Raw genomic sequence first — 24583 nt, 5'->3', positions numbered from 1 at the left:
CGACCGGTTCGGCCAGGTCCACTATGCCGACACCCAGACGGTCTACGGCCGCATCGGCGCGCGGCTTGCCCGCGACTTCGCCATCGAGGACGGGCGCCGGATCACCACCTGGGCGCGGGTCAACTACTGGCACACCTTCGGCGGCAACGGCCGGGCGACCTTCGCCAACCTCTCGGGCGGCTATCCGGTGGCGCTCGGGGCCGGGCTCGGCGGCAGCTGGATGCAGTTCGGCATCGGCGCCTCCGGCCAGATCACGCAAAGCGTCAGCCTCTTCGCCTCCGCCGACTACAACCTCACCGTCGCCCATGGCTCCGGCCAGTCCTACACCGGACGTGTCGGCCTCCAGGTGCGCTGGTGAACACCTAAAGGCCCCCTGGTGTTCACCAGCCATCGGCGCCGCAGCTGGTATGAGCTGCGGCGCCGTAAGTTCCCGGATCTCCCGATCGGCCGCTGGCATGCAATGTCGATGCGCCAATGATGAGTTTTTCAAATCAGTAGATTGAGCTCTTCATATTTGAAATCACACAATATCTCTGCCCTTTGACAGGCATTGTTCATGATGCCGGGCTCTCGCTCTACGATGAAATTTCCTTTTGCGCTGTATCGTCATATTCCGCCGCTCCGACGTCTTCTGGACGAACGCTCAGCACTGCGTCTGGAGAATGAAGCACTGATGTCGGAGCGAGAGGAGCTCCTGCGCGAGCTCGCAATCCGCAAGCAGCGCATCCCGGATGACGCCCCCAACCTCGTCTATGTCGATGATCCCGGGATGGGCGAGGAAGCCGAGCGGATGCTCGGCATCCTCAAGCCCATGAATGTGCGCGGCGCAGCACGCATTCGCGCCGGCGGCGAGAGTGACGGCGGTTATATCATGATCGATCAGGGACTGGACGATGCGATCATGTATTCGTTCGGCATCAACGGCAATGTCCGCTGGGATCTGGAAATGGCTCACCGCGGCTGCCAGATCTATCAGTACGATCACACAATCGATGCCCTCCCCGAAGAGCATCCCAATTTCCACTGGTTCAAGCAAGGTATTGCCGCCAGTCCCTCGGGCGATGGCATGATGACGTCCATCGACGAGATCCTGAAGATCCATGGCCATCAAGGGCGACGAGATATCGTTCTCAAGATGGACATTGAGGACAGTGAATGGGAGGTCTTTGAGGAAATTTCAGAAACTGATGTGAGCCATTTCTCGCAAATACTTGTCGAAATGCACAAGATGTTTACTCGTAACTACACGGACCCGGCCAATAGGGAGCATATGGAAAGGCGGCGTGCGGTTCTCGAGAAAATCGACAGAACACATCAATTGGTTCATTTGCATGCCAACAATTACGGATCTTTCGGTATCATTGGCGGCGTTGCGATGCCGGATGTCCTCGAGATGACCTATGTCCGCCGCACGGACCATATGCTCGATCCCTGCCATCTGTCGTTTCCGACGGATGTTGACCGGTCGAACAAGGGCGGGCGCGCCGACTTCTATTTCGGAACGATCGGCCGGTAGCGCCTCGCGGATCGCCACGGCTGACAATCCCTCGTTCGTTCCTGAATTTCTTGTTCCTACGACGTGGAAGCCTCCTGGATGCAGCCCCTCACGCGCGATTTGATCGAGGCCAGCGACAAGCGCTGGATCGATCTCTCCTACCTGCGGCTGCTGACCCGGCGCCCGAACCTCGTCGGGCGGAAAAAGCGCGCCGTCAAAACGATCGCCTTGTACTATTGGCGCATGCATGACGGTGGAACCGAGCGTGTCACCAGCCTGCTTGCGGCAATGTGGTCGTCGCTCGGCTATCGCGTCGTTCTGCTGACCGATGAATTGCCGAGCAAGAAAGACTATCCCTACGGCACGACGGTCGAGCGACGCATCCTGCCTCCCCATCGAGGCCGATACGCGCCGCGCGGCACTGCGCTCGCCCAGATCCTGTTGCGTGAGGGCGTCGATGTCTTCGTGACCAATCAGTGGTACGACATGTCGACGGTCTGGGACATGCTGATTGCCAAGAGCCTCGGCATTCCTGCCGTCATCGGCTGGCACAATGTATTCGATGCGGGCCTTTACGAAGGCGAGCATGTTGACGCCTTCCGCGCTCGCCTGCTGGCCTACCGTCACGCCGACCTCATCACTGTCTTGACGACGACCGATCAATATTGGTTCTCAAGCCAAGGCTTTTCGGCGCGCCTCGTGCCCAATCCCCTGACTTTTTCGCCCGACGACAGGCCGGTACGGAATTTGTCGTCCAAAACCGTCTTGTGGATGGGCCGGGTCGAACAGCACCAGAAGCGGGTTCTTGATGCCATTCGTGCTTTCGCGATCGTCGCTCAGGCTGTGCCCGAGGCGGTTCTGCTGGTGGTTGGCGACGGGCCCGACCGCAAACGCGCGGAAGCGCTTGCCGCGGCTCTGGGGATTTCGAAAAATGTCCAGTTTACCGGCTACGCCAGCGACGTCACGCCGCATCTCAACCGCGCCTCGCTCCATATCATGACCTCGGAGTTCGAGGGCGCGCCGATGGTGCTGAGCGAGGTGTGGGCGCACGGCATTCCCACCGTGATGTATGACCTGCCCTATCTGCAGTACCTGCAGAGCGGGAAGGGCTTTCGGGCAGTCGAGCAGGAAGACGTCGACGCACTCGCGAGCGAGATCGTCGAAGTGCTGACCCACGATTCGATGCGCCGGCGCTTGGGGGCAGAGGCCAAAGCGGTGAGCGACCAGTTCGCCAGCATCGATGTACCGGGACTTTGGCGCCGGATCTTCTCTGATCTCGAAACTGCCGATGACATGGGGCACGAGGTTACGTCCGAGCAGGCGATTTCGGTCGCGCCGATCGTAGCGCACCAACTGGTCCAGAAGCTCTATGCCGTCGACCGGCGCGTGTCTCGCTACCGTGTCCCGAAATGGGCAGAACCGCTGATCCGCGTCGGGCGTGGGGTCCGTCGTGCCCGCGGCGCATTGGTCACCGCGGCTTTCCTGCCCGCCCGCGTCGCTCGCAAGGCGCGGGACCTGAGGCCGGGTGCGCGTTTTGCGCCGCTGCGGATGGTGGATCTGTCGCAAGTCGGACTCGGCGACAACCTCATGCTTTGGACCGGCCTCTATGCACTGCTCGACAGCGGCTTGCCGGTCTGCGACGATCACTGCACCATTCATGTTCCGGGCGAACTTGCGGATCTGTGTCGGCACGTCTTCGGCCGTTTCGGCTGCCGTGTCGAAACCGGCAGGCCGGCACGGCCGGCAAGTCCGATCTTTTCCCCTTTGCCGCCTGAGACCGCCCAGGAGGCCTACAAGGCTTATATCGGCATCGACTGGCGGATGAATTGGGTCGAAGCTCTCGATCTGCAGAAGACCTTTCCACGATTGGGAGCGTCGCCGACGTTGAAGAGCCGCCTGCGGCTGCGCATTTCGGAATATGTGCTGTACGACCGCTCCGACTGGCGTGCCGCCAAACCGGAATATATCGGCTATCGCGTATGGCTGCCGCTGGCGCGCAAGCTTGGCGTCATGCCGGCAACCTTCCTCGGGCAGATGAAGCGTTCATTCGGCGCCATCCGGCAGTCGGTCTCGCAGTTCGTCGATCTGCATACGGCGGTGCCGACACCCGATGTCGCAGGCGAGACCGCGATATTTCCTTGCGGCAAATCATTCCAGTCGATGCCACCCGAAACCTGCTTGGCGCTGCAGTCGGCATCGGCTTCCAGGGCCGTTACATTCTATATTCAGAACGATGATCCGTGGCTGCCGCAATTCGTGGCGGCGGGTATCGCTCCCGTGCACCTCGATTCGATCGTGCAGATGATGAAGGTCATCAAGCATGCAGGGCATCTGGTGACGACCGACAGCTTCTCGTCGCATGTCGCCCAACTGCTGCGCGACGATTTTGTGTTGGTGCTGACGCGCGATCTCCGCGAGAACATCGTCCACCCGGCAGCCAATCCGCGCATCGTCGCGAACCATCCAGGATGCGCACCGTGCAACTATCACGGACGCTCCGATCTGAGCACTTGCCTTGCCGGCTATGCGCATTGCATTGCCTTCGACAGCCGCGACTTCGTTCGGGAGATCGCGCGCGCCACCGCAGCGTGAACTGCATGCTCAGTGCCGGCGAAGCGCGGTCCGATAAAGGCCGGTGACGACGTCGTGGCCGGAGCGGCGCGTCGCGATGTCCATGCGTTTGGCGCGGAAGGCATTGAGTTGCTTCGCCGCGAAAAATCGATCGGAGCATAGCCGCGCAATGACGTGTCGGGCGAAGCGAATGAATGCGACGGGCGAGACCGGTCCGCGCAAATCGTCAGGGACCAACTCGCCCTGCGCACCGACATTGGTGGCGACAGGGAGAACGCCGGCATCCCAGGCTTCATAGGCCACGAGCGTCAGGCCTTCGTTTGCCGAGGGCAACACGACGATATCGAGATCTGCCATCGTGCGGCTGGTGTCCTTCGTCCGGCCGGTGAAGGCGATCCGGTCGGCGACACCCAGGCGCCGCGCCAAGGCGATCGTCTTGTCGAGGAGCAAGCCATCTCCGACCACCGTGAATGTCAATTTGGGATCGTTCGGCTGCTCGCGCTTGATCAGACGCGCGGCAAGGTAGATGAACACGAAAGGCCGTTTCTGGAACGTCAGGCGCCCGACGAACCCGATCCGGTAGGTCGGCTTATGATGCGCGATTCCGAATGCATCGTCAGGCTTGTCGATGAAGGGCGGCGCAAGGAAACCGACATGGACGTTGCGCGTGCGTCCGAACCGGATCCGGTATGTTTCACGCAAGCTGTCGCTGATGACATGGTGATGATCCAGCAGATGGGTCATCCTGCCCGAGGCCGCGACGAAACAGTCGTCCGAGGCTTCGATGATATGGGTCGTATCGATGGTAACGGGCGCGTCCGGAAGCCGCCGCAATGCGCTGAGCACGCCATACATGCGGTGACTGTGATGGATGTGAATTGCGGCCACTCCCGCTCGTGCATGGAGCGCCAGGACCAGACGCTGGTAGAGAGCGGCGTCACAATGCAGGTCGGTTCGCAGGATCGCCATGCGCCTGCCGATCGCTTCCGAAAAATGATCATGCGAACTTGGCCGGTCGGGCAGCACAATGACCCGGAACCCGTCGTCGAGGGCCCATTTGACGCAGTCGAATGCAAAGCGCTCCGCGCCGCCCATTTCAAACCAGTTGACGGCAAAGACCAGCGCGGGATGCTGGCTGCCGGGCGCCGGGCGTGCAGCCGGCGACAGGGGCGCAGGGCCATGGTCTGCAGCGGCCGGCCGCCTCGCCTGTGTCCATACCTGCTGCAGACGCTCCGCCACGTGCCTGATCTGGCTGAACAGCAGGGGCGAGGTGTGGTAGGCAGCACGCGCAAGCCATGATCGCGGCGACCAGTGCGGCGATGTGGTGAAACCGGCCGCTGCGCTCACCGTGATGACTGCAGTCGAGGTCGGACATCCCTGGTGCAGGTGGCCCGACATGTCGCTTGGCGGCAGGTCTGGAAGGGGCGAGACCGGTCCGATATCGAGTTGCGCTGCTTCGATCAGACCGGGTGAAAGCCGGATCGGCCGCGGCCGACTGCCGTGATGCACATAAAGACGCAGCCGCTCCGCGGGATAGCACCAGCGCAGGATTTCGCGGCCTGCCAGCATCTGGAGGCGGCCGGCGATATCGCCTTCGACCGTCATGCTGCCGCGGTTCCTGTCATCACCAATTGTGCCCGGGGGCGGTGTCACTCCGCCGCAAGGCGGGAGAAGCGCGGAACGATGTCGCGCTCGAATGTCTTCAGAGCGGCGCCTATCGCCTGGTGCATGTCCAGATAGCGATATGTGCCGAGCCGGCCACCAAAAATCACGTCCGGCTCGTGCTCCGCCAGGCGCCGATAGTCCAGATACATCTGTTTGTCCCGCGCGGTATCGATCGGATAATAGGGCTCGTCCTTCAACGTGGCATATCGGGAATATTCACGGACAATGACCGTCTTCTCGGTTTGATAGTTGCGCTCGGGATGAAGATGCCGGAACTCGAGGATGCGGGTAAAGGGCACATCCTGGTCGGCATAGTTCATCACCGCGGTGCCCTGGAAATCGGCGATCGGCAATACTTCGCTCTCGAAATCAATGGTTCGCCAGCCGAGTTGCCCGAAGCACCAGTTGAAATAGCGGTCGATCGGGCCGGTGAATACGACCAGCGTTCCTGGGCGAATGCTTGACCGGACGTCAAAAAAGTCGATGCCAAGGCGGATGTCGATAAGAGGATGTTTGAGCATTCGCTGGAACAGGCATGCATATCCGTCGACGGGAAGGCCCTCGTGCGCATCGCTGAAATAGCGCGAATCAAAAGTGTATCGAACCGGCAGGCGACTGATGATCGACTCGGGAAGTTCGCGTGGGTCGGTTTGCCACTGCTTGGCGGTATAGCCGCGCACGAAGGCCTCATAGAGCGGGCGGCCGATCAGCGAGATCGCCTTCTCTTCCAGATTGCCCGCGGTCCCCTCTCCAGCCTCCGCAGCTTGGCTCCGAATGAGTTCGCGTGCCTCGCGCGGGCTGAACTGACGGCCGTAGAACTGGCAGATCGTCGCAAGGTTGATCGGTAGAGGATAGATCTGCCCGCGATGTGCCGTGAACACGCGGTGCACGTAGCTCGTGAAGCCGGAGAAGGTGTTGATATAGGACCACACGGCGGCGCTCGACGTGTGAAATAGATGCGCGCCGTATCGATGCACCTCGATGCCCGTCGCCGGATCAGGTTCGGAATAGGCGTTGCCGCCGATATGGCGCCGCCGATCGAGCACGGCGACACGGCGGCCAAGTCGATTGGCACATCGTTCGGCGATCGTCGCGCCGTAGAAGCCGGCGCCGACAACCACGACGTCAGGCGCATCCAACATCACGCAGCCCTGATGATGGCGGTGCCATACCGCAGCCAGAGCCGCCGCAGGCGTGCGCGTGCTGTCTGCCCTGAAACTCCGAAGTCCATCCGCCGTCAGATCCTTGCGCGAAGCGGCCCCGCGCATCGCGCCTTTTAATAATGGCCGTCCCACGAAAGATACACGCACCCTGGCACTGTGCGTCATTTGTAATTCTCATTTATGGATTGAGAAAATCTCGTTTGCGGCGAGCGATATCTCCGTGAATATCTCCAGAATGCTCAAGGGGTCGCGTGGCGAGGTTGGTTTTTAGGCTTCGACACGAAGGATTTTCGTTGTCCTTAGATTCCCGCAAGGCGACTTAATGTTGCAAAATTTAGATCATTACTTGGTCGTTGCGGAACGAGTAGAAGATGTTCGCGCCTTGCATGACGATGGCCGCACAGAGGCGTCGCGCCCGCACGGGCTGTCCGTCAGTGTTCGCAAGGATGCTCCGCTTCCGATGCGATCCGATGTCGCTGGCGGCTTTTGACCGAGAGCGGCCTGCAGAGATCGTCATCGCCGGGTGTGCCTGGATGGAGCAGTGCAAGGGGCGTGCGGCAGGGCCTTTGGTCCGCCGGCGCTGGCGGGCTTGAGCTTGTCCATTGTTGCTTCGATGTCGTTTCAACCGACACGCCGCGATTGGACTCGCGCCAAGCGAGACATTCTGGCCGGTCTCCAGCGGCATCAGCTCTGGATGCTGCTCGGGGTCAACGATATCCGGCTACGCTACAATCGCTCGAAATTCGGACAGTTCTGGATCACGCTGTCGATGGGTATCTTCATCGGCGGTCTGGGGCTCGTCTACAGCGCGCTGTTCAACCAGCCTATCCACGAATACATTCCTTATCTCGCGGTCAACATTACTATCTGGACGCTGCTCTCGACGACGGTCGGCGAAAGCACGTCCGTATTCGTTCAGGCCGCGGGTTACCTGCGGCAGGACTCGATCCCCAAGACCGTCTTTGTGATGCGGCTGCTGACGCGGAACGCCATCGTGTTCGCGCATAATCTTGTGATTATTCCAATTGCCTTCGTCGTCTTCGGCCACATGCCTGGCAGCGCACTTCTGTTGGTGCTGCCTGGACTGCTGATTGTCGCATTGACGCTGTTCTTCATCAGCCTGGCGCTCGGACTGCTGGCAACGCGTTTTCGCGACTTGCCGCAGATCATTCAGAACGTCCTGCAACTCCTTTTTTTCGTGACCCCCGTGATGTGGCGGCTCGATCAAATGGCAGTCGAGCGCCAGCACATCATCATGATGAACCCCTTCGCTGCCCTGTTGAGAATCGTCGCAGATCCGATCCGCGGCGTGACTCCGCCGGCATCGAGCTATGCCATTGCGCTCGGCTTCCTCGCGGTAGCCGGCCTTCTCGCCCTCTTCTTGTTCGCTCGCTTCCGCGCGCGGCTCGTCTACTGGCTTTGAGGTGGCCCGTGGCGTCCATTTCGTTGGATCGTGTTCATGTCGAAATACCGATCTACAATTCGGTCGGCCGCTCGCTGAAGACGGCGCTGTTTCGCCGCGTCGGTGGTTCGCTCTCGGCCAGCAATCGGGATATCATCACCGTCAAGGCTCTGCAGGCCATCACGCTGGAGCTGGAGCCGGGGGACCGGCTGGCCTTGATTGGCCATAACGGAGCCGGCAAATCGACACTGCTTCGTGTTCTGTCGGGAGCCTACGAGCCGACCGAAGGCGACGCTGTCATCGACGGTTCGGTCTCGTCACTTCTCGACATCACGATGGGCATGGACGGTGAACTGACGGGGGCTGAAAACATCCTGCTGCGCGGCGCGTTCCTCGGGATCAGCGCCAAGGAGATGCAGGAGCGCATCGACGACATCGCCACATTCTCCGAGCTTGGCCCCTATCTCGCGCTCCCGATGCGGACCTATTCGTCCGGCATGATGCTGCGGCTCGCCTTCGCGATCTGCACGGCCCGCGCGCCCGACATTCTGCTGTTCGATGAGCTGATCAGCGTCGGCGATGCCGCCTTCGCAAGCCGCGCGGAGGTGCGACTGGAGAGCCTGATCAGCGATAGCCGCATCCTTGTCCTGGCTTCGCACGATCCGTCGATCCTCGCGCGCTACTGCAACAAGGCCATCCTTCTTCAGAGCGGAGTGCTCGTCGCTGAAGGTTCCGTGTCGTCTGTCTGGGCAAGGTATCAGGCGCAATGACCGGACCTGTACCCGACAGCAGCGGCAGCGTCGCAATCGCGGTCCCGATGGATCCCCGGGCTGCGGAAGTGATCGCCGCGGTCGTCGTTACGATGAACCGGCCGGCGGAGCTGGGGCGACTGCTCGGCCGCCTCGTCGGTCAGACAAGACCTCTCTCCGCTATCATTGTCGTTGACAACGGATTGCTGGACGAGACGCGTGCGGTGCTGGCCGACTTTCCAGCCGCGGTCCACATTTCCAGCCGCCGGAACCTCGGAGGAGCCGGCGGTTTCGCGCTCGGCATTCTTCATGCGCTGGCGATTGGTGCAAGCGCCGTCTGGCTGATGGACGACGACGGCTATCCCGAGACCGACGACTGCTTGGCCCGACTCGCCGCGACGATGGCGGAGGGACACTACGCCATGGTATCGCCGCTTATCGTCGACATAGCAGATCCCGGCACGCTCTCCTTCTATCATTTCGCCAAAGGCCGCAGCATCCGGCGTCGGGATGAAGCCGTGGCCCTCGGGTCCTTCCCGCAATTCGCCCATCTGTTCAATGGCGCGCTGGTCTGCGCGGATACGTTCGAGCGCCATGGGCTGCCCCGCTACGAACTGTTCTTCCGGGGTGACGAGACCGATTTCCTGTTTCGCCTGAACCGTGGCGGAGCGAAGTTCGTGACCACCTGCGAGGTGGCGTTTCTGCACCCCTCGGGCGGGCCGGACACCGTGCCGATCATGCGGGGAAGGTTCCACGCGGTGATCCCGGCAAGTCCCTTCGCTCGGTACTATTTCCATCGAAATCGCGGCAACCTCTTGCGCGAGTTCGGCCTCGCCAAGGCGGCGCTCTTCGACCTCATTCGTTACGGCTGGGCATTTCTGATCACGCGGCGCGGCGATTGGGCCGGGTTTGCAAACTGGCTTGCCACGGTTCGGCTCGGATGGAAGCGGCAGTTCCTGCCGTTCGCGCCGAGGACCGACAAGTCGCGATAGGGCCGGACCATGGACACGGTGCAAGACCGGTCACGGGCCGCTTCCCTCCGGAGTGCGGGCGATCGGTTTCGAAACAGAATGATCTCCCAAATTCTGCCGCTGTGGAGCGAGCGCGGGTTTTTGGCGCGCGCGGAGCTGTTCTGCGAGCAGATGACCTTTCGCGGGAGACCCAAGCTCGACGTGCCCTACCGATCGATGGTGCAGGCGCGCCAGATCTTCGTATTCACCGACAGTGCCCGCTTGGGCCTTTTCCGAGGGGGCGAGGAGAAGGCTTTGCGCGCGCTCGATCGCTTCCTGACGTTCTATGCGGAGGATCGCGATCTTGCCAAAGGTCTGGCCTTTTCGATTGATCGATCAGGACGCGTCGTTTCGCCTGCACGCGATTCCTATACGCATGCTTTCGCTCTGTTCGCACTCGCATCGGCCTATCGGCTCGCGCCCGATGCGCGGATAGCGAGCCACGCCTTGGCGCTTCTGTCCTTCATCGACAACCATCTGTGGGACCCGGACAACGGCGGTCTCTTCGACTGCGCGTCCGGACCGTCCGCACTGAAGCTCCAGAATCCCCTCATGCACCTGTTGGAGGCTTGTCTGGCCGCGCATGAAGCGTGGCCGGGCGGGCCGTTCCTGACACGGGCCGGAACCATCGTGGACCTGTTCCGGGCAAAGCTTTTCCAGCCGGCCGAACGCCTGCTTTTCGAGCGCTATGCCGTGGATTGGTCGCCCCTTGCGGCCGGCAATTATTTCGAGCCAGGCCATCATTTCGAATGGATCTGGCTGCTCGACCGCTATGACCGGTCGGCCGGCAGCAATCATGACGACCTCGCGCAGGGATTGTGGATCACGGCCATGCGCGAGGGAGTCGCGAGCGACTTCTTCTGTTTCGACAAAGTCGGTGTCGGCAGCGAGATCTCGGAGCGGTCCGGCCGGACCTGGCCGCATACGGAGGCGGTGAGGGCAGCCTTGACCCGGCTTGCCCGCGGGCAAGGTGATGCCGCCGCTGCGCTGGCTGGTTTCCTTGCGACCATCAACCGCGCGTTTCTCGACCCGGCCTATCCGGGCGGCTGGATCGATCGCGTCGACGCCTCCCTGAACCCCGCATCGAACATGATGCCGGCCAGCACGCTCTATCATCTCTACGGCGCATTTCGGGATATCGAGATTGCCGAGGCGATGGCCGGCCCGAGGTCCAGAATACCCTTCATTCCTCAACATGTGGCCGCCTCATGATCGAAAGCCTCGAGAGGTTCGAACGGGCGAGGATCGCCGTCATCGGTGACGTCATGCTCGATGTCTACGTCGAAGGCAGCGTCGAGCGCATCTCGCCCGAGGCGCCGGTTCCGGTCATTCATCAGGTTGCCGAGCGGGCAGTTCCCGGCGGTGCAGCCAATGTCGCCGCCAATATCGCATCGCTCGGGGCGGCGGTGACGATCGTCGGGTTGATCGGACGGGATGCCGCCGCCGATATGCTGCGCGCCGCACTGGCAGCGCATGCCGGCATCGATCAGGCGCATCTTGTGGCATCCGAAATCCGTCATACGACGACCAAAACCCGCCTGATCGGCTACCATCAGCAGGTGGCGCGAATTGACCGCGAGGACCGCGACGCCATTTCGGAGCCTGTCGAGGCGACCCTGATCGATCGTGCAATGGAGGCCATCGCCGCCGCCGATCTGGTCGTATTGTCCGACTATGGCAAGGGTGTGCTGACCGACGCGGTGCTTCATGCGGCCATTGCCGAGGCACGGCGCCTGAACAAGCTGACCATTGTCGATCCAAAACGCCGCGACTTTTCCGTCTATCGCGGCGCAACCGTGATCACGCCGAATCGGGCCGAACTGGAACGGGCAACCGGCATGGCCTGCGAGGATGACGACCAAGTCCTCGCAGCCGCCGCAGCAGCTCAGTCTGCAACCGGCGCCGCTATTCTGGTGACCCGTTCGGAGCGCGGGTTGACATTGGTTCCGCGTGACGGCGAGGCCATTCATCTGCGAACGGTGGCCAGACAGGTCTTCGATGTTTCGGGAGCGGGTGACACCGTTGTCGCGGGATTGGCGACCGGCCTTGCTTCCGGCCTCCCTTTCGTCGAGGCGATGAAGATCGCCAATCTCGCCGCCGGCATCGTAGTCGCAAAGGCGGGAACGGCGACGGTTACGCGCGCCGAGTTGGTCGCAGGCCTGCAATTCGGCACAAGCGCTGCCGATATCGACGACGGCCGGCTGGTATCTTGGCCGGAGCTTTTGCGCCTGCGTGCGGCGTGGCGCGAAAATGGCCTGACGGTGGGATTCGCCAATGGCTGTTTCGACATCGTTCATCCCGGTCACGTCGCGTTGCTTCGGCAGGCCGCACGGCACTGCGACAAGCTCGTCGTAGCCTTGAACAGCGACACCTCGGTCCGGCGCCTGAAGGGGCCCACGCGGCCGGTGCAGACGGAACAGGCTCGCGCGCATGTCATCGGCTCGATCAAAGGCGTGGCCGCGGTGGTGACCTTTCCGCAGGACACGCCATACGAACTGATCAGCGCTCTGAAGCCCGATCTGCTCGTCAAGGGGTCCGATTACTCCGAAGACAGGGTGGTCGGAGCCGATCTCGTCAAGGCCAGTGGTGGAATCGTTCTCCTTGCGGAGCTGGTTGAAGGCCAGTCAACGACCGCCCTCCTTTCAAGAGCGAACGCCCCGCCGACAAGTGAGCCGCAGTGACCGGCCGGCAGGACGCGTGGCCGATGCTGCGGCTTGTCGTCATCGCGGCAGCCGGCAAAGCTCCAAGCAGCGGGTAACGCAGCGATCGAGGTCGTCGCCCGCGAAGAGATGGCCGGCGACACCAGCCGCGGCGGCGGCGTCGAGATCGGTTCGCCGGTCGCCGATCATGAACGCATCGTTCGGCGCCGTCGAAAAGTCGGCCAGTGCCCGAAGCAACATGCCAGGCCGCGGCTTGCGATCCTCATGATCGGTCTTGTAACGCCCGACGGTACCTTCTGGATGATAGGGGCAATAGTAGTAGGCGTCGATGCGTGCGCCCTGGCATAGCAGCGTCTCGGACATCCAAGCGTGCAGGGCCCGTACGTCGGCCTCTTCAAAAAAGCCCCGTGCCACCCCCGATTGATTGGTCACTACGGCCACGTGATAGCCGGCTTCATTCAGCCGCCTGACCGCCGCAAAGACGCCGGGGATCCACTCGATCTGATCCGGCCTGTGCGGATATCCGACATCCCGATTGAGCACGCCATCGCGATCGAGCAAGGCAAGACGAGGCCTCGGAGAGTTTTGCGGTTGGCCTATCGCAAATGGTCGTGAGGTATCGTTCATGGTCCGACGGTTGATTTCAGATTCCTTTGGCTGCGGCCGCGGTGGCGATCGCGAAGTGGCCCGCATGAATCTCCATGTTGGCGACGTGCCTTGCAAATGAGTAATGCGCGAACTCGACATCAGTGATCCCGCGCCCGAGCTCGCCGCTGTCGCCCCGATGCACCATGCGGGGCCGCTCGCGAAGTCGGTCTGCGGCATTCCGCCTGGCTGACGAACCGGCACCGAGGCAGGTTCCTGGTCTTCCGAGGGGGCGTCGCGGAGAAGTCCTGAAGGTCGTGAAAAATAAAACGAAATCAAGGCGATGAGCGGCGGTCATGGCGCTCATGAGAAGAATAAACTTTCCTCGCACCTGGCGCTTGCGCGATCCCTCTTTGCGGCAGTCGGCGGGTTGCACAATCCGGCGCGGCCGAGACCGGGGCGCAGGCACGGACGTTTCGCGGCGGTTTCTCGAAGAGCAATGCGACACCCGCGCGGCGAGGTCCCTGGTGCCGAGGGGGGTGTCGATGGGTCGTGCCGTAGCGCACGGCTCCCTGCGGCGGCGGGGAGTGACGGAGCGAGGCCGTCCGGAGGCGGCGCCGGGCGGCCTCCTCTTCGCGGCGCGGGCGCGCCCGCGGACTGAACGCAGCCGTTGGCGCCGGGACCGGCGCCATATCGAGCAGGACCGAAAGCGACGATCGACCATGAAAGCGCAGCCGGATGTCTGGATGATCCTGCTCACGGATCAATGCCGCGACCTCATTCACGAACTCACCGAGAACGGCCTCCCGGACGAGGTCGCGCGGGCCGATTTCGGCAAGCGGCTGCTGCCGCCGGATGTCGTCAGGCGCATCACCGCCTGGCTGGCCGTCCACGGCCAGCGGAACAGGCTGCTCGAGCGGGAGTTTCAGCGCCTCCACCAGGTGCCGTCGTTGCGGGCGGAAATCCTGGCCAAGGCGCACGAGCGGGCGAAGCGCGCCTTCGAACTGCGCAAGGCCGGCTTGACCTATGCCGCGATCGGCAAGGAATTGGGCCTCGGCACCGCCCATGCCGCCCAGTTGGCCAGCCGGGGGCGGCAATTGTCGATGAAGCCGCCCCGACCCAATGGCCGGCCCGGCTGAAAGGCCGGTGCGATGTGGAATTGCGCCGGGCATCGCCGATGAAAAGCATGGGCACAAAGCGAGGCGCTATCCGTCGAGGGAGCGCCTTGGGTCGCTAGCCCCGCGCGCGGCCTTCAAGGCCTTCGTCCACCAGGCGAGGTCGTCGAGCATACCTGTTGCGGCCTCGCCGAGATGTGGGTAGTCGGCAAAGCTTTTGCCTTGCTGCCAGAGGCCGAGAAACTCGACCATGCCGATATGGACGGCCTCGCGGATCGGTGCCATCTGAAGCTCGACCGCGACGAGGCGCAACTGCTCGATCGCCCGGGCGGCGCCGACGCCGCCATAACCGACGAAGGCGATCGGCTTGCGGGCAAATTCGTTATAGGCGTAGTCGAGTGCGTTCTTCAGGACCGCGCTCGGCCCGTGATTGTATTCCGGCGTCACCACGATCAGCCCGTCAAGCTCCTGGAGCAGCGCGCCCCATCTTTTCGCGGCTTCGTTGCTGACCGGCGCCCAGGCTGGCGATACCGGCTCGGCGAAGAGCGGCAGCAGATGATCGCGCAGGTCGACCAGCACGAAGGCGAGGTCGGTTCGGCGACCGGCGAGGTCGTGGATCCAGCGGGCCGGCTTTTCGCCGAACCGTCCTTCGCGGGTCGAGCCGATGACGATGCCGATACGAGGCAATGGGCCGCTCATGGGAACTCCTTCAATCATGTTGCGGGGCCTGGTCGCTTCCGGCGAGGTCAGCCGGTGAGCGCGCCGCGCGGGCGGGGCTTCGGCCGCCACGCGACGAAGACGAAAAAGGCGAAGAGGACCGCGGCAGGGGCGGGAGAGCCGCCGATCGGAGCGAGATGGGGCAGGATCGCGCGGGCCATTGTCGCGGCGAGCAGGAGGCCGCCGCGGACCCCGGCGCCCGGCACGCGGAGAAGCGCGGTGCCGGCCAGTTCGACGAGATCGGTGGGCGCCGGGCCGTTTCGGTGGCGCGGCCGGGGCGAGGGCCAGGGCGCGAAGGATGCGCAGGCCCCAGGTAAGACGTTCATCCGGGTCCTCGGCGTGCCGCCGGCGGCCTCCTGCGGCGCGCTGGCGCAGGCTTCGATCGCGCTCATCATCTGTCGGAATCCATGTCGGGGCGACAAGCCTTTCGGCTTGCCGCTGCAAGGTAGGCGCCCGGCGACTGCTTGATTAGAGATGTGCAATGGAATCTATTCGTCCACGTAGGTGAGCAATCGGGGGCGCCATGGAGGGCTTCGACGACATCGCCCTGTTCGTCCAGGTGGTGCGCCACGGCAGCTTCGCGGCGGCGGGCCGTCATCTCGGCATGCCGCCCAATACGGTCAGTCGCCGGATCCAGGATCTCGAGGCGCGGCTCGGCACCCGCCTCATGCAGCGCACGACCCGCAAGCTCAGCCTGACCAGCGCCGGCAGTTCATTTCATGCGCGCTGCGCCGCCGCCGTCGGCGATCTCGAACGGGCGAGCCGCGATCTCATCGAGGGCAGCGAGACCCCGAGCGGGCGCGTGCGGGTGGCGACCGTCGCCGACTTCTTCGATTTCTACCCGCTGACGCGCATCAGGGAGTTCCTGCAGGCGCATCCGAGGATCCAGCTCGAATTCGTCCTGGGCGACCGGATGGTCGACCTCCTGGCGGAGGGAATAGACGTTGCCTTCCGCGGCGGCTCGGCGGCTGCCACCGGCTATGCGGTGCATCTCGCCGATGTTCCCTCCGTCGCGCTGATGGCCAGCCCCGGCTATCTCGCCGAGCACGGCGCGCCGCGAACGCTCAAGGAACTGGCGGACCATGACTGCCTGGTGACGCCCGGGCAGGACGGGCGCTCGGTCTGGCATCTGCGCGACCGGCGCGGTCGTTCCGTCGATGTCGAGGTGACCGGGCGTTTCGCGGTCAATGCCGTGCGGGCTCTGCATCAGGCGACGGTTGCAGGTCTCGGCATCGCGCTTCTGCCCAGTTCCCCGACCATCAGCGCCGATCTCGCATCCGGGCGGCTCGTGCCGGTCCTGCCCGACTACCGGCGTGCCGAATCACGCTTTTATGCCGTCTATCCCAGCCACACCCTCATCCCGCCGGCGGTCGCCACGCTCGTGCGCTCCATGGCCGACTGGATGAAGCGCGAGCTGGCCGAGCCGCATGCCGAGCGTGTTGCCGGGCACTGATGGAACCGATGCCGGGTGAATGGAGCGAACCGGCCAGATCAGGCCGAGGCGCGCCGCGAGCGCTGCGGGCGCGTCCGCCAGATCACCAACAACGCCAGCACCAGAAACCCTGCCGGGGGAAACGGATTGCCGTCGATCAGGACCAGATGCGCGAGCGTCGCGGCGAGGCTGAGCGCGCCGACCAGCAGGCTACCGAGGAAGTGGCCGGCCGGCGTGATCAGCAGCAGGGCTGCGCCGATCTCGGCGAGCCCGGCGGCATAACGCAGCTCCTCGCCGAGCCCGATCGTCTGGAACAGCTGCACCATGGCGGCCATGCCGAGCAGCTTGGCGAGCCCGGTGGTCATGAAAATCAGCGAGAGCAGGATGCGTGCGCTCGACGTCGCATAGCGCAGGGCGAGGGCGGAGGTTGCGCTGGTTCGGCGCGGGATGGTCGATGCTTCGGCCGAGATGGTCATGACACGAGGCCTTGCGTTGCGGACCGAGCCTTAGGCTCGCTGGCATGCGAGATAGGATGCCGTCGACGATGCGATTAGATGTCGGGAGCGAAACGAACCCGTCCCAAATTCGAAACAATTTGAGCGATCCGGCTTTTATCGCGCGCCGGACGGCGCAAGCCGGCCATGCGGCGTCCTGTCCGTCGGCGTTCGCCGGCCGGCTGCCCCTGTCGCGCGGCCGTCGCGACACCCATCTACCGAAGGCTGCGACGACGGCCGAGGCGCCGTCCGATCGCCTGTCGACGCGATGGAGCCGAGGATGACGGAACAGTCCGGATATACGCCGCCGAAAGTATGGGTCTGGAACAAGGACAATGGCGGGGCCTTCGCCAGCATCAACCGGCCGATCGCAGGGGCGACCCACGACAAGGAGCTGCCGGTCGGCAAGCATCCGCTGCAGCTCTATTCCCTCGGCACGCCCAACGGCGTGAAGGTGACGATCCTTCTGGAGGAATTGCTGGAGCTCGGCCACCGGCAAGCCGAATATGATGCCTGGCTGATCCGCATCAGCGAAGGCCAGCAGTTCGGCTCCGGCTTCGTCGAGATCAATCCCAATTCCAAGATCCCGGCCCTGCTCGACCGCAGCGGCGAGCGGCCGATCCGGGTGTTCGAATCCGGCGCGATCATGGTCCATCTCGCCGAAAAGTTCGGCGCCTTTCTGCCCACCGAGCAGCCGGCGCGCGCCGAAACCCTGTCCTGGCTGTTCTGGCAGATGGGAGCGACCCCGTTCCTCGGCGGCGGCTTCGGCCATTTCTATGCCTATGCGCCGGTGAAGATCGAATATGCGATCGATCGCTATGCCATGGAAACCAAGCGCCAACTCGACGTGCTCGACCGGCGCCTGGCCGAGGTCGAATATGTCGCAGGCGCGGACTATACGATCGCGGACATGGCGATCTGGCCCTGGTATGGCGGCCTGGTGAAGGGCTGGAACTACGGGGCTGCCGAATTCCTCGCCGTTCACGAATACAGGAACGTGCTGCGCTGGGCCGACCAGATCCATGCGCGTCCGGCGGTGAAGCGCGGCCGCATGGTCAACCGTGTCTCCGGCGATCCCGCAAGCCAGCTCCATGAGCGCCACGACGCCGGCGATTTCGAGACGCGGACCCAGGACAAGCTCGCGGCGAAATAGCCTGCGGGCGGCCCGGTCCGCAGCGGGGGCGGGCCCATCCGATCATGCCCGGCCCATGGGCTTCCGCCTGTTATCGCCGGAGCCTGAGCGTCCTGACGACCGGATCGACCGGCAGGACGTCGAGGCGCTCGCCGGGAAAGACCCGCTGGAAGCGGTCGGCTTCCTCCGGCGTGCGGAAGCAATAGCGGATGAAAGGCAGGGTATGCGCGCCGTCGGCGCGGCGCGCGCCGCCGCGGCCGGCGAGCCAGGCGTCCATCCCTGCAGTGTCGGATGTGGCGGCCACGGCGACGCGCACCTGATGCGGCCACTCCCGGTCGACATGTCGCTCCGTCCTTTCGCGCCTGAGACGGGACATCATGGCCCCCGGCCGAAGACGAGGCGGCGCGGCGCCAGTGCGGCCGGCTGGTCTGGCCGGCGGTGCGGTGCGTCGAGATCGGGGAAATGGGCGAGGCATGCGCTCTCGCCCATTGTGCCGGCCTGCATGGCCCTGCGCTGGCCGCAGCCTTTCAGGAGGCGGTCGAGCACCTCGCTCATGGTCCGGTCGGCACCATAGGCCGAGGCGAGGCGGGCGAGCCGATGGCTGCGCTCCATGCGGCAGGCGGAGCATTTCAGCCGCACCTCGACGAAGGGATAGTCGGCAAGCTTCGCGACGAGCGTGGTCATGGCCGGCGCTCCGCGGCGAGAAAGCCGCGTTCATAGCCGTGAGACACCCGTTGGCTATAGCGCTCCGCGATCGTTGCAAGGTCTTCCAGCACGGCCCTCACGGCGGCGCGGCAATCGCCCGCATGGGCGTCCAGCACCGCATCGATATCGGCTTCGGTCACGGTCCGCCCGGGCTCGGCGGCGGGTTTCCGGCAGGGCGCGGGCACGGCCAAGGCAATCCTCGTTGGACAGGAGAATGTTCTCTTTATGTTCTCATTTCTGCGTCGGCGCAAGAGGCTTGTTCGTGCGCCGCGATTGTCAGCGCATCCGGTCCGGCGACTTGGTTTCGGGCCAGGGCCTGCCATGGGCGGGCGTGATTTCCGCTCTCGATATGCATGCTGAAGAATGCAGCTTTCGATTCGCCTTTATCGAATAGGGGAAATGTGCGGCGTGAACATTACACGTTGTTGCATCATGTAGCCGAGATCGGGCTGTCTGTATTGCTTTGTATCTGACGCGGATTGTCTGCGTTTTCGACTTGCGATCGGTTGCGGGCTGCCGGTGAGTCTGCGTTATTCGAAAAGGGGCGACTGCGAATCCAGGAGAGCTCGAGATGGATGACAAGATGGATGAAAAGACCCCGTCGCGGCGGAAGCTGCTGACCTTGGCGCTGGGCATCGTGACCGCCGTTGCAGTGGGAACCGCGACGACCGAGGCCGAGGCGCAGCAGCATCGCCATCGGCATCACCGTCCGCCGCGCCGCCGTCATATCCCGCACCGCCGGCGCCGCAACCACCACTGATCGCGGCTGCCCACGAGCCCGCTCCCGTTGGTCACGGGGGCGGGCTCTTTTCGGCGTGCCGGCACGTGTCGCGTGCAGGGGCCGCGGCGCTAGAGATTCTGGCCGCCGGACACCTCGATGCGCTGGCCGGTCATCCAGTGCAGGCCGCCGGACAGGAGCGCGGTGATGGCGTGGCCGATATCGTCGGGAAGGCCGACGCGGCCGAGCGCCGTGTTCGACGCGATCATCCGGTTGAGCTCGGCGCTGTCACGGACGGCACCGCCGCCGAAATCCGTTTCGATCGCGCCCGGGGCAATCGTGTTGACGGCGATGCGGCGGGCGCCGAGTTCGCGCGCGAGATAGCGCGTGAGAACCTCGACGCCGCCCTTCATGCTGGCATAGGCCGCGTAGCCTGACAGGGCGAAGCGGGCAAGCCCCGAGGAGACGTTGAGAATGCGCCCGCCATCGGCAATGACGGGCAGCAGCGCCTGGGTCAGGAAGAACACGCCCTTGAGATGCACTGCCACAAGACCGTCGAAATCCGCTTCGGTCGTCTCGGCGAAGGGCTTGTGCACACCGTGGCCGGCATTGTTGACGAGAATGTCGATCGTCTCGCGTGACCAGCTCTGCCGCAGCGCTTCGCGGAGCCGTGCCACAAAGACCGGGATGGCCTTGACGTCGGCGGCATCGAGTTGCAGCGCGACCGCCTTGCCGCCGGCGGCGGCGATGGCTGCGACCACATCCTGGGCTGCCGCCGCGTTGGTCTGGTAGGTCAGGATGATGCCGCAGCCCTGGCGTGCAAGATGAAGCGCTGCGCTGCGGCCGAGCCCGCGGCTGCCGCCGGTGATCAATGCGATGGTCATGGTGTCACCTCGTCGTCTGGACGGTCACCATCTGGCGCGCCGGCGGGCTCCTCGCCTGCCCGATCCTCCCGAAGACTTGCCCGATCCTCCGGAGCTCAAGAAAAACCGATGCCGGCCCGCTCCGCAGGTGTACAAGGCCTGCATGAGAGCGATCGATGCACGGCTGGTTGAAGGCTCCCGGATCGATCCCGATCTGGTCGCGCGCTGTCTGGCTATTGCCGCAGCTGCGAGGGCGGGGACCGAGCCGGTGCCGACCGAGCTCGACGGCATCGCCGTCGTGCGCAACTGGGCGCCGACGCCGATCCGGCCGACCGATCAGCGGCCGATGATCTGCCTGGTCCTCCAGGGTGCCAAGGAGATCATCCTGGCCGACCGCAGCGTCCGTTTCGCCGCGGGCGAGACCGCCATCGTCTCCCATGCGCTGGTGTCGTCGTCCCGCGTGATGAATGCGACGGCCACCGCGCCCTATGTCGCCGTGGCGTCGGCGCTCGATCTGGAGCTGCTGAGGTCGCTGCGCGAGGAGATCGGCGATGCGGGCATGGCCGGCGTACGCGCCGAGGCGGTCGCTTCCGGTGCCGCCGACCGGGACGTCGTCGACGCCATGGCCCGGCTCCTCGACCTGATCGGCAAGCCGCTCGAGCAGCGCGTGCTTTTGCCGCTGATCCGGCGTGAGCTGCATTTTCGCGTGCTGCTGTCGCGGCACGGTGCCATGCTGCGCGAGCTCATGCGCATCGACAGCCATGCGAGTCGCATCGCCACGGCGATCGCCCATATCCGCCGGCACTGGGACGCGGCCATTCGCACCGAGGAACTCGCCGGCATTGCCGGCATGAGCCTGTCGAGCTTTCACGAACACTTCCGGGCGATGACCTCGACCTCGCCCATCCAGTACCAGAAATCGCTGCGTCTCCTGGAAGCGCGCCGCCGCCTGATCGAAACCGGCGAACCGGTCTCGGCGGTGGCCTTTGCCGTCGGCTATGAAAGCCCCACGCAGTTCAGCCGCGACTATCGCCGCGCCTACGGCGCCTCGCCGCGCAGCGAGCGCCGGGCGGCCGGGCTGGCCGGCACGGCTGCGTAGCGGCTCAGCCAGGGTCGGCTGCGGCGGGCACGGCCGGCGGGCCTATGCCGACGAGGTCCATCACGATGGTGGTCGGCCGCCGCTCGGGCTGCCAGCCGGCGCAGCAGGCATCGATTGCCGCCCGTTCGGCCCGTGCCCATACGGCGTAGCGCGCGCTGGTCTCGGCAGCTTCCCGGCGGCTGCGCAGCCGGCTGCCGCGCTCCCAGAGGGCTGCGCGCGCCTCATCGCCCTCGCGCGGTGAGATGCCCGCCCTGTCGAATACGGCGCGCGCCGCCATCAGGCCGCGCTGGATCTCGTCGGGGGCAGCGCCGGCGATATCGAGCAGCAACAGATACACAAGCTCTTCCCTTTGAGGTTCTCAGGGCGCGCGGATGAGGCGCCCGGCCCCGGCGAGGGGCGGGCGGTTGTCATGGGTGAAGCGAATGTTCCTGTTATGTTCCATCGTGGAGAAAGGCGCAAGCCCATCCGGATCATTCCCGAGGGAAAGACGGGCTGGCTCCGCCGTTCTGCCGACGCGGCATCCGGGTCGGCAGGTTACTGGCCGGCGAGGCTATAGCGCTTGTGCGGCTTCGGCGGCATGCCGCGGACCAGCGCCTCCTCCGTCCGGGCACCGGTCGAGCTTTTCGGTGCGCTCTTGTCGCCGCCCTGGCGATCCCGGCCCCGGTTGCCCTGCTCGCGCCCGCCGCTGCGGTTCGGCTCGTCGCGTCCGGTTTCGGTCGGCGGTCCGCCCGTGTGGGGGGTTGCCCCGTCACGAGGGTTTTCGCCCCAGCCTCCGGGCTCCTTGGCATGCTCGCCGGGCTTGTGGGCAATAGGCGTCTCGTCGCGGTGGAGCGCGGCCTCGTCCTGAAGCGGCTCGCCCCAGCCACCGGATTCCTTGGCACGACCCATGATGGCCTCCTGTCTCTGACCGGAAACCATTGCGGCCCTTGGCCTGTTCCGCGGCCGCGGAAAAAATCAACCGGCCGCCAGCCGTTCGTGTCGGGGACGCGGCCCCGCGGGGACCACAGCCTATTCGAGGACGAGGCCGGCCTCGCGCACGAGCTTGCCGAAGCGCTCATATTCAGCGCGCGTCAGTGCCTCGAGCTCCGCGGCGCTCGAGGCGCGGGGGTTGAACCCGGCCTGGCTAAGCTTCGTCTTGACCTCGGCCTCCGAAAGCGCGGCGACGAAGGCCGAATTCAGCGCCGCGACGACCGGCGTCGGCAGGCCCGCGGGCCCGTAGACCGCAAACCAGGGCTCCACCGCATAGCCGGCGAGACCGGCTTCGGCGATGGTCGGCACCGCCGGCAGGCTCGGCGCGCGCGTGCTGCCGGCGACCGCGAGCGCCGTCAGCTTGCCGTCGGCAATATGCGGCAGCGATGCCGGCAGGTTGTCGAACATGACGCCGAGCTGGCCGCCCAGCATGTCGGCAATGGCGGGCGCGCTGCCGCGATAGGGGACATGGGTCAAGGTCGTGCCGGTCATCTGCGCGAACTGGACCGCAGCAAGATGCATGGAAGTGCCATTGCCCGCGGTTCCATAGGTCAGGCCCGGATTGGCCTTCGCATAGGCGATGAACTCGGCGACCGTCCGGACGGGAATGCGCGGGCCGACCGTCAGCACGATGGTCGAGGTGCCGAGCAGGCTGATGGCGGTGAAGTCCTTGCGTGGGTCGAACCGCATGTTGCGGTAGAGATGCGGGTTCAGCGCATTGGTCGAAATGGCACCGAAGCCGATCGTATGCCCGTCGGGGGCGGCCTTGGCGACGATATCCATGCCGATATTGCCGCCGGCGCCGCCGCGGTTCTCGATCACCAGCGACTGGCCGAGCCGAGCGCCCACCTTGTCGCCGACGACCCGCGCGACGAGGTCGGTGGTGCCGCCCGCCGCATAGGGCACGACGAACTGGATCGGCCGTGTCGGGAAGGCTTGTGCACGGGCGGCGCGGCCGGCGATCGGCGTGGCGGCAAGGCTGGCGGCGAAGGCACGGCGGGAGATCAGGCAAGGCACGGGCGCGGCTCCGGTCAACACCCCTTCCGGGGGCTCCGGAGTGTTCGCGATCCACGCGCGGAATGCAATTCGGATGGCCGCCCGTGGCTGCGGTCGCCGGGCGGCCTGGCCGACGGAAAACGTCAGGCCAGCCGCACCGCGCGGCTGGCGCGTTCGAGCAACGGCGTCTTGCTGGCAATGATGGCCGCTGCCTTCAGATCGTCCACCGTGCGGGCGCCGCGGTCATAGGCGAAGAGAACCGCCTTGGCGATGACGCCATGGGCGAACTGGTCATCGACGTCGATGTCCAGCATGCCGCAGACGCTCAGATAGACCCGTTCGAGCGCCGCGAGGTCCTCCGGCGCGTAGAAGCCGCCGCGGGCCAGATCTTTGATGGCTTCGGGCATGGCTCTTCCTTCCGTGGAATTGCGGGTCGGCGCGCGCTGACATCATGGATCCGATCGAGCAGGATCGGCTTCCGACCGGGAGGTCGCGGCTTCCGGAAGACGATCCGTCAAGGACCGGCGAGCATCGTTCGGCGCCGCGGTCGATATCGACCTGCGCGCTACGAGCCGACGATCGCATGTGAGGCGTATCAGCCGCCCAGCAAAATGCCGACTTTTCCGTATTTTTCCAGGATCTGGGCGTGTATCTGCGAATTTCGATCGTACCGAAATCGCCGCAGAGGCCGCTTGCCCAAAATAAATATGGCAAGGGATTATGCTCATGATGCACCTGAATGCGATTTTTATCAAGGAAATAATATCGCTCATGGCGAAATATTCATGGAACAGGTCGTCGAGAACGTTTTTGTCGAGGCAGATCGTCATTCATTGACAGTTCATCGGCGCTCGCCTTCAATTCTCCTGGGCGACGTGGCGCAAAGCGAGGCGCGACATGACGGAGAACTCACTCACCCGCCGGGGATGGCTGCTTGCGGCCTTGGCTGGAATGGCAGCCATGGCGACGACATCGGTGGATGCCGAAGCGCGCCCTGGCCGTGGCCGTGGCCGTGGGCAGGGCTGGGGTGTCGGCGGCGTGCC

29 protein-coding genes are annotated in these 24583 nt (G+C 64.5%); 14 read left to right on the top strand and 15 right to left on the bottom strand.

The annotated features are described in order from the left end of the window. From OZ671_RS29500 to OZ671_RS29490, 3 genes are all read left to right on the top strand, one after another. Positions 1-358: autotransporter domain-containing protein (locus OZ671_RS29500; protein ID WP_268864028.1), on the top strand; the 358-nt coding region annotated here is incomplete at its 5' end. A 198-nt stretch (positions 359-556) separates the two neighbouring features. Beyond that, positions 557-1516 carry an FkbM family methyltransferase gene (locus OZ671_RS29495; RefSeq protein WP_268864027.1) on the top strand — a complete coding sequence of 320 codons (960 nt, stop codon included), beginning with the start codon at positions 557-559 and terminating at the stop codon, positions 1514-1516. 78 nt (positions 1517-1594) lie between these two features. Further along, the gene (locus OZ671_RS29490; protein WP_268864026.1) at positions 1595-4087 is read left to right on the top strand and encodes a glycosyltransferase; all 2493 of its coding nucleotides are present in this window, start codon (positions 1595-1597) and stop codon (positions 4085-4087) included. Positions 4088-4096: 9 nt separating this feature from the next. On the opposite strand, the gene OZ671_RS29485 is transcribed toward OZ671_RS29490, so the two are convergent. Both OZ671_RS29485 and glf read right to left on the bottom strand, forming a co-directional pair. Next, the gene (locus OZ671_RS29485) at positions 4097-5671 is read right to left on the bottom strand and encodes a glycosyltransferase (protein ID WP_268864025.1); all 1575 of its coding nucleotides are present in this window, start codon (positions 5669-5671) and stop codon (positions 4097-4099) included. A gap of 44 nt (positions 5672-5715) precedes the next feature. Beyond that, on the bottom strand, positions 5716-7059 hold the full coding sequence (gene glf / locus OZ671_RS29480) for a UDP-galactopyranose mutase (RefSeq protein WP_268864024.1): 1344 nt from the start codon (positions 7057-7059) through the stop codon (positions 5716-5718). A 430-nt stretch (positions 7060-7489) separates the two neighbouring features. On the opposite strand from glf, the gene OZ671_RS29475 reads away from it, so the two are divergent. From OZ671_RS29475 to rfaE1, 5 genes are all read left to right on the top strand, one after another. Continuing rightward, positions 7490-8317: an ABC transporter permease gene (locus OZ671_RS29475; RefSeq protein WP_268864023.1), complete on the top strand. Its 828-nt coding sequence runs from the start codon at positions 7490-7492 to the stop codon at positions 8315-8317. A gap of 8 nt (positions 8318-8325) precedes the next feature. After that, complete coding sequence (locus OZ671_RS29470; protein ID WP_268864022.1) at positions 8326-9066, top strand: ABC transporter ATP-binding protein; 741 nt, start codon at positions 8326-8328, stop codon at positions 9064-9066. Next, complete coding sequence (locus tag OZ671_RS29465) at positions 9063-10037, top strand: glycosyltransferase (RefSeq protein WP_268864021.1); 975 nt, start codon at positions 9063-9065, stop codon at positions 10035-10037. The genes OZ671_RS29470 and OZ671_RS29465 overlap by 4 nt, the downstream gene beginning before the upstream one ends. A gap of 78 nt (positions 10038-10115) precedes the next feature. Further along, positions 10116-11267: an AGE family epimerase/isomerase gene (locus OZ671_RS29460; protein ID WP_268864020.1), complete on the top strand. Its 1152-nt coding sequence runs from the start codon at positions 10116-10118 to the stop codon at positions 11265-11267. Continuing rightward, a complete protein-coding gene (rfaE1, locus tag OZ671_RS29455; protein WP_268864019.1) occupies positions 11264-12736 on the top strand; it encodes a D-glycero-beta-D-manno-heptose-7-phosphate kinase in 1473 nt (490 codons plus the stop codon). Before OZ671_RS29460 ends, rfaE1 begins: the two co-directional genes overlap by 4 nt. A 39-nt stretch (positions 12737-12775) precedes the next feature. Here rfaE1 and OZ671_RS29450 read toward each other — a convergent pair whose 3' ends face one another. Together OZ671_RS29450 and OZ671_RS29445 are read right to left on the bottom strand one after the other, a co-directional pair. After that, a complete protein-coding gene (locus OZ671_RS29450; protein ID WP_268864018.1) occupies positions 12776-13276 on the bottom strand; it encodes a D-glycero-alpha-D-manno-heptose-1,7-bisphosphate 7-phosphatase in 501 nt (166 codons plus the stop codon). 82 nt (positions 13277-13358) lie between these two features. Next, the gene (locus tag OZ671_RS29445) at positions 13359-13667 is read right to left on the bottom strand and encodes a hypothetical protein (RefSeq protein ID WP_268864017.1); all 309 of its coding nucleotides are present in this window, start codon (positions 13665-13667) and stop codon (positions 13359-13361) included. A gap of 178 nt (positions 13668-13845) precedes the next feature. Here OZ671_RS29445 and OZ671_RS29440 point away from each other — a divergent pair, with 178 nt between their 5' ends. Then, the gene (locus tag OZ671_RS29440; RefSeq protein WP_268864016.1) at positions 13846-14439 is read left to right on the top strand and encodes a hypothetical protein; all 594 of its coding nucleotides are present in this window, start codon (positions 13846-13848) and stop codon (positions 14437-14439) included. Between the two features lie 66 nt (positions 14440-14505). Here OZ671_RS29440 and OZ671_RS29435 read toward each other — a convergent pair whose 3' ends face one another. Together OZ671_RS29435 and OZ671_RS29430 are read right to left on the bottom strand one after the other, a co-directional pair. Further along, complete coding sequence (locus OZ671_RS29435) at positions 14506-15114, bottom strand: NADPH-dependent FMN reductase (protein ID WP_268864015.1); 609 nt, start codon at positions 15112-15114, stop codon at positions 14506-14508. Positions 15115-15161: 47 nt separating this feature from the next. Continuing rightward, complete coding sequence (locus OZ671_RS29430) at positions 15162-15527, bottom strand: hypothetical protein (RefSeq protein WP_268864014.1); 366 nt, start codon at positions 15525-15527, stop codon at positions 15162-15164. Positions 15528-15655: 128 nt separating this feature from the next. Between OZ671_RS29430 and OZ671_RS29425 the strand changes: the two genes are divergently transcribed. After that, positions 15656-16585 (top strand): LysR family transcriptional regulator, encoded by a 930-nt coding sequence (locus tag OZ671_RS29425; RefSeq protein WP_268864013.1) that lies wholly within the window; start codon positions 15656-15658, stop codon positions 16583-16585. A gap of 38 nt (positions 16586-16623) precedes the next feature. Here OZ671_RS29425 and OZ671_RS29420 read toward each other — a convergent pair whose 3' ends face one another. Beyond that, positions 16624-17040, bottom strand: a complete 417-nt coding sequence (locus OZ671_RS29420; protein ID WP_268864012.1) for a DoxX family protein — start codon at positions 17038-17040, stop codon at positions 16624-16626. A 298-nt stretch (positions 17041-17338) separates the two neighbouring features. Between OZ671_RS29420 and yghU the strand changes: the two genes are divergently transcribed. Then, positions 17339-18211 (top strand): glutathione-dependent disulfide-bond oxidoreductase, encoded by an 873-nt coding sequence (gene yghU, locus OZ671_RS29415; RefSeq protein WP_268864011.1) that lies wholly within the window; start codon positions 17339-17341, stop codon positions 18209-18211. 70 nt (positions 18212-18281) lie between these two features. Here the strand turns inward: yghU and OZ671_RS29410 are convergent, their stop codons facing one another. From OZ671_RS29410 to OZ671_RS29400, 3 genes are all read right to left on the bottom strand, one after another. Next, positions 18282-18494, bottom strand: a complete 213-nt coding sequence (locus OZ671_RS29410; protein ID WP_268864010.1) for a hypothetical protein — start codon at positions 18492-18494, stop codon at positions 18282-18284. Between the two features lie 71 nt (positions 18495-18565). After that, complete coding sequence (locus OZ671_RS29405; RefSeq protein WP_268864009.1) at positions 18566-18874, bottom strand: hypothetical protein; 309 nt, start codon at positions 18872-18874, stop codon at positions 18566-18568. Next, positions 18871-19035: a hypothetical protein gene (locus OZ671_RS29400; RefSeq protein ID WP_268864008.1), complete on the bottom strand. Its 165-nt coding sequence runs from the start codon at positions 19033-19035 to the stop codon at positions 18871-18873. The genes OZ671_RS29405 and OZ671_RS29400 overlap by 4 nt, the downstream gene beginning before the upstream one ends. 431 nt (positions 19036-19466) lie before the next feature. Between OZ671_RS29400 and OZ671_RS29395 the strand changes: the two genes are divergently transcribed. Beyond that, positions 19467-19655, top strand: coding sequence for a hypothetical protein (locus tag OZ671_RS29395; protein WP_268864007.1), 189 nt, complete (start codon positions 19467-19469; stop codon positions 19653-19655). Between the two features lie 89 nt (positions 19656-19744). Here OZ671_RS29395 and OZ671_RS29390 read toward each other — a convergent pair whose 3' ends face one another. After that, positions 19745-20497, bottom strand: coding sequence for an SDR family NAD(P)-dependent oxidoreductase (locus OZ671_RS29390; RefSeq protein ID WP_268864006.1), 753 nt, complete (start codon positions 20495-20497; stop codon positions 19745-19747). Positions 20498-20639: 142 nt separating this feature from the next. Between OZ671_RS29390 and OZ671_RS29385 the strand changes: the two genes are divergently transcribed. Further along, positions 20640-21575 (top strand): AraC family transcriptional regulator, encoded by a 936-nt coding sequence (locus OZ671_RS29385; protein ID WP_268864005.1) that lies wholly within the window; start codon positions 20640-20642, stop codon positions 21573-21575. Between the two features lie 4 nt (positions 21576-21579). On the opposite strand, the gene OZ671_RS29380 is transcribed toward OZ671_RS29385, so the two are convergent. The 4 genes from OZ671_RS29380 to OZ671_RS29365 all read right to left on the bottom strand — a co-directional run bounded on the left by OZ671_RS29380 (position 21580) and on the right by OZ671_RS29365 (position 23947). Next, entirely contained in the window at positions 21580-21912 is a 333-nt protein-coding gene (locus OZ671_RS29380) for a hypothetical protein (RefSeq protein WP_268864004.1), read from the bottom strand. 197 nt (positions 21913-22109) lie between these two features. Then, entirely contained in the window at positions 22110-22463 is a 354-nt protein-coding gene (locus OZ671_RS29375) for a hypothetical protein (protein WP_268864003.1), read from the bottom strand. A gap of 120 nt (positions 22464-22583) precedes the next feature. Then, positions 22584-23561, bottom strand: a complete 978-nt coding sequence (locus tag OZ671_RS29370) for a Bug family tripartite tricarboxylate transporter substrate binding protein (RefSeq protein ID WP_268864002.1) — start codon at positions 23559-23561, stop codon at positions 22584-22586. A 122-nt stretch (positions 23562-23683) separates the two neighbouring features. Next, a complete protein-coding gene (locus OZ671_RS29365; RefSeq protein WP_268864001.1) occupies positions 23684-23947 on the bottom strand; it encodes a hypothetical protein in 264 nt (87 codons plus the stop codon). Positions 23948-24247: 300 nt separating this feature from the next. On the opposite strand from OZ671_RS29365, the gene OZ671_RS29360 reads away from it, so the two are divergent. Further along, the coding region (locus tag OZ671_RS29360) for a hypothetical protein (protein ID WP_268864000.1) at positions 24248-24583 on the top strand (336 nt) is incomplete at its 3' end.

Origin of the sequence: Phreatobacter sp. AB_2022a (assembly GCF_026847585.1) — a bacterium.
Classification (GTDB): Bacteria; Pseudomonadota; Alphaproteobacteria; order Rhizobiales; family Phreatobacteraceae; genus Phreatobacter.
Note: the sequence above shows the minus strand (reverse complement) of the source record. Positions and strands in the feature narration are given on the sequence as shown.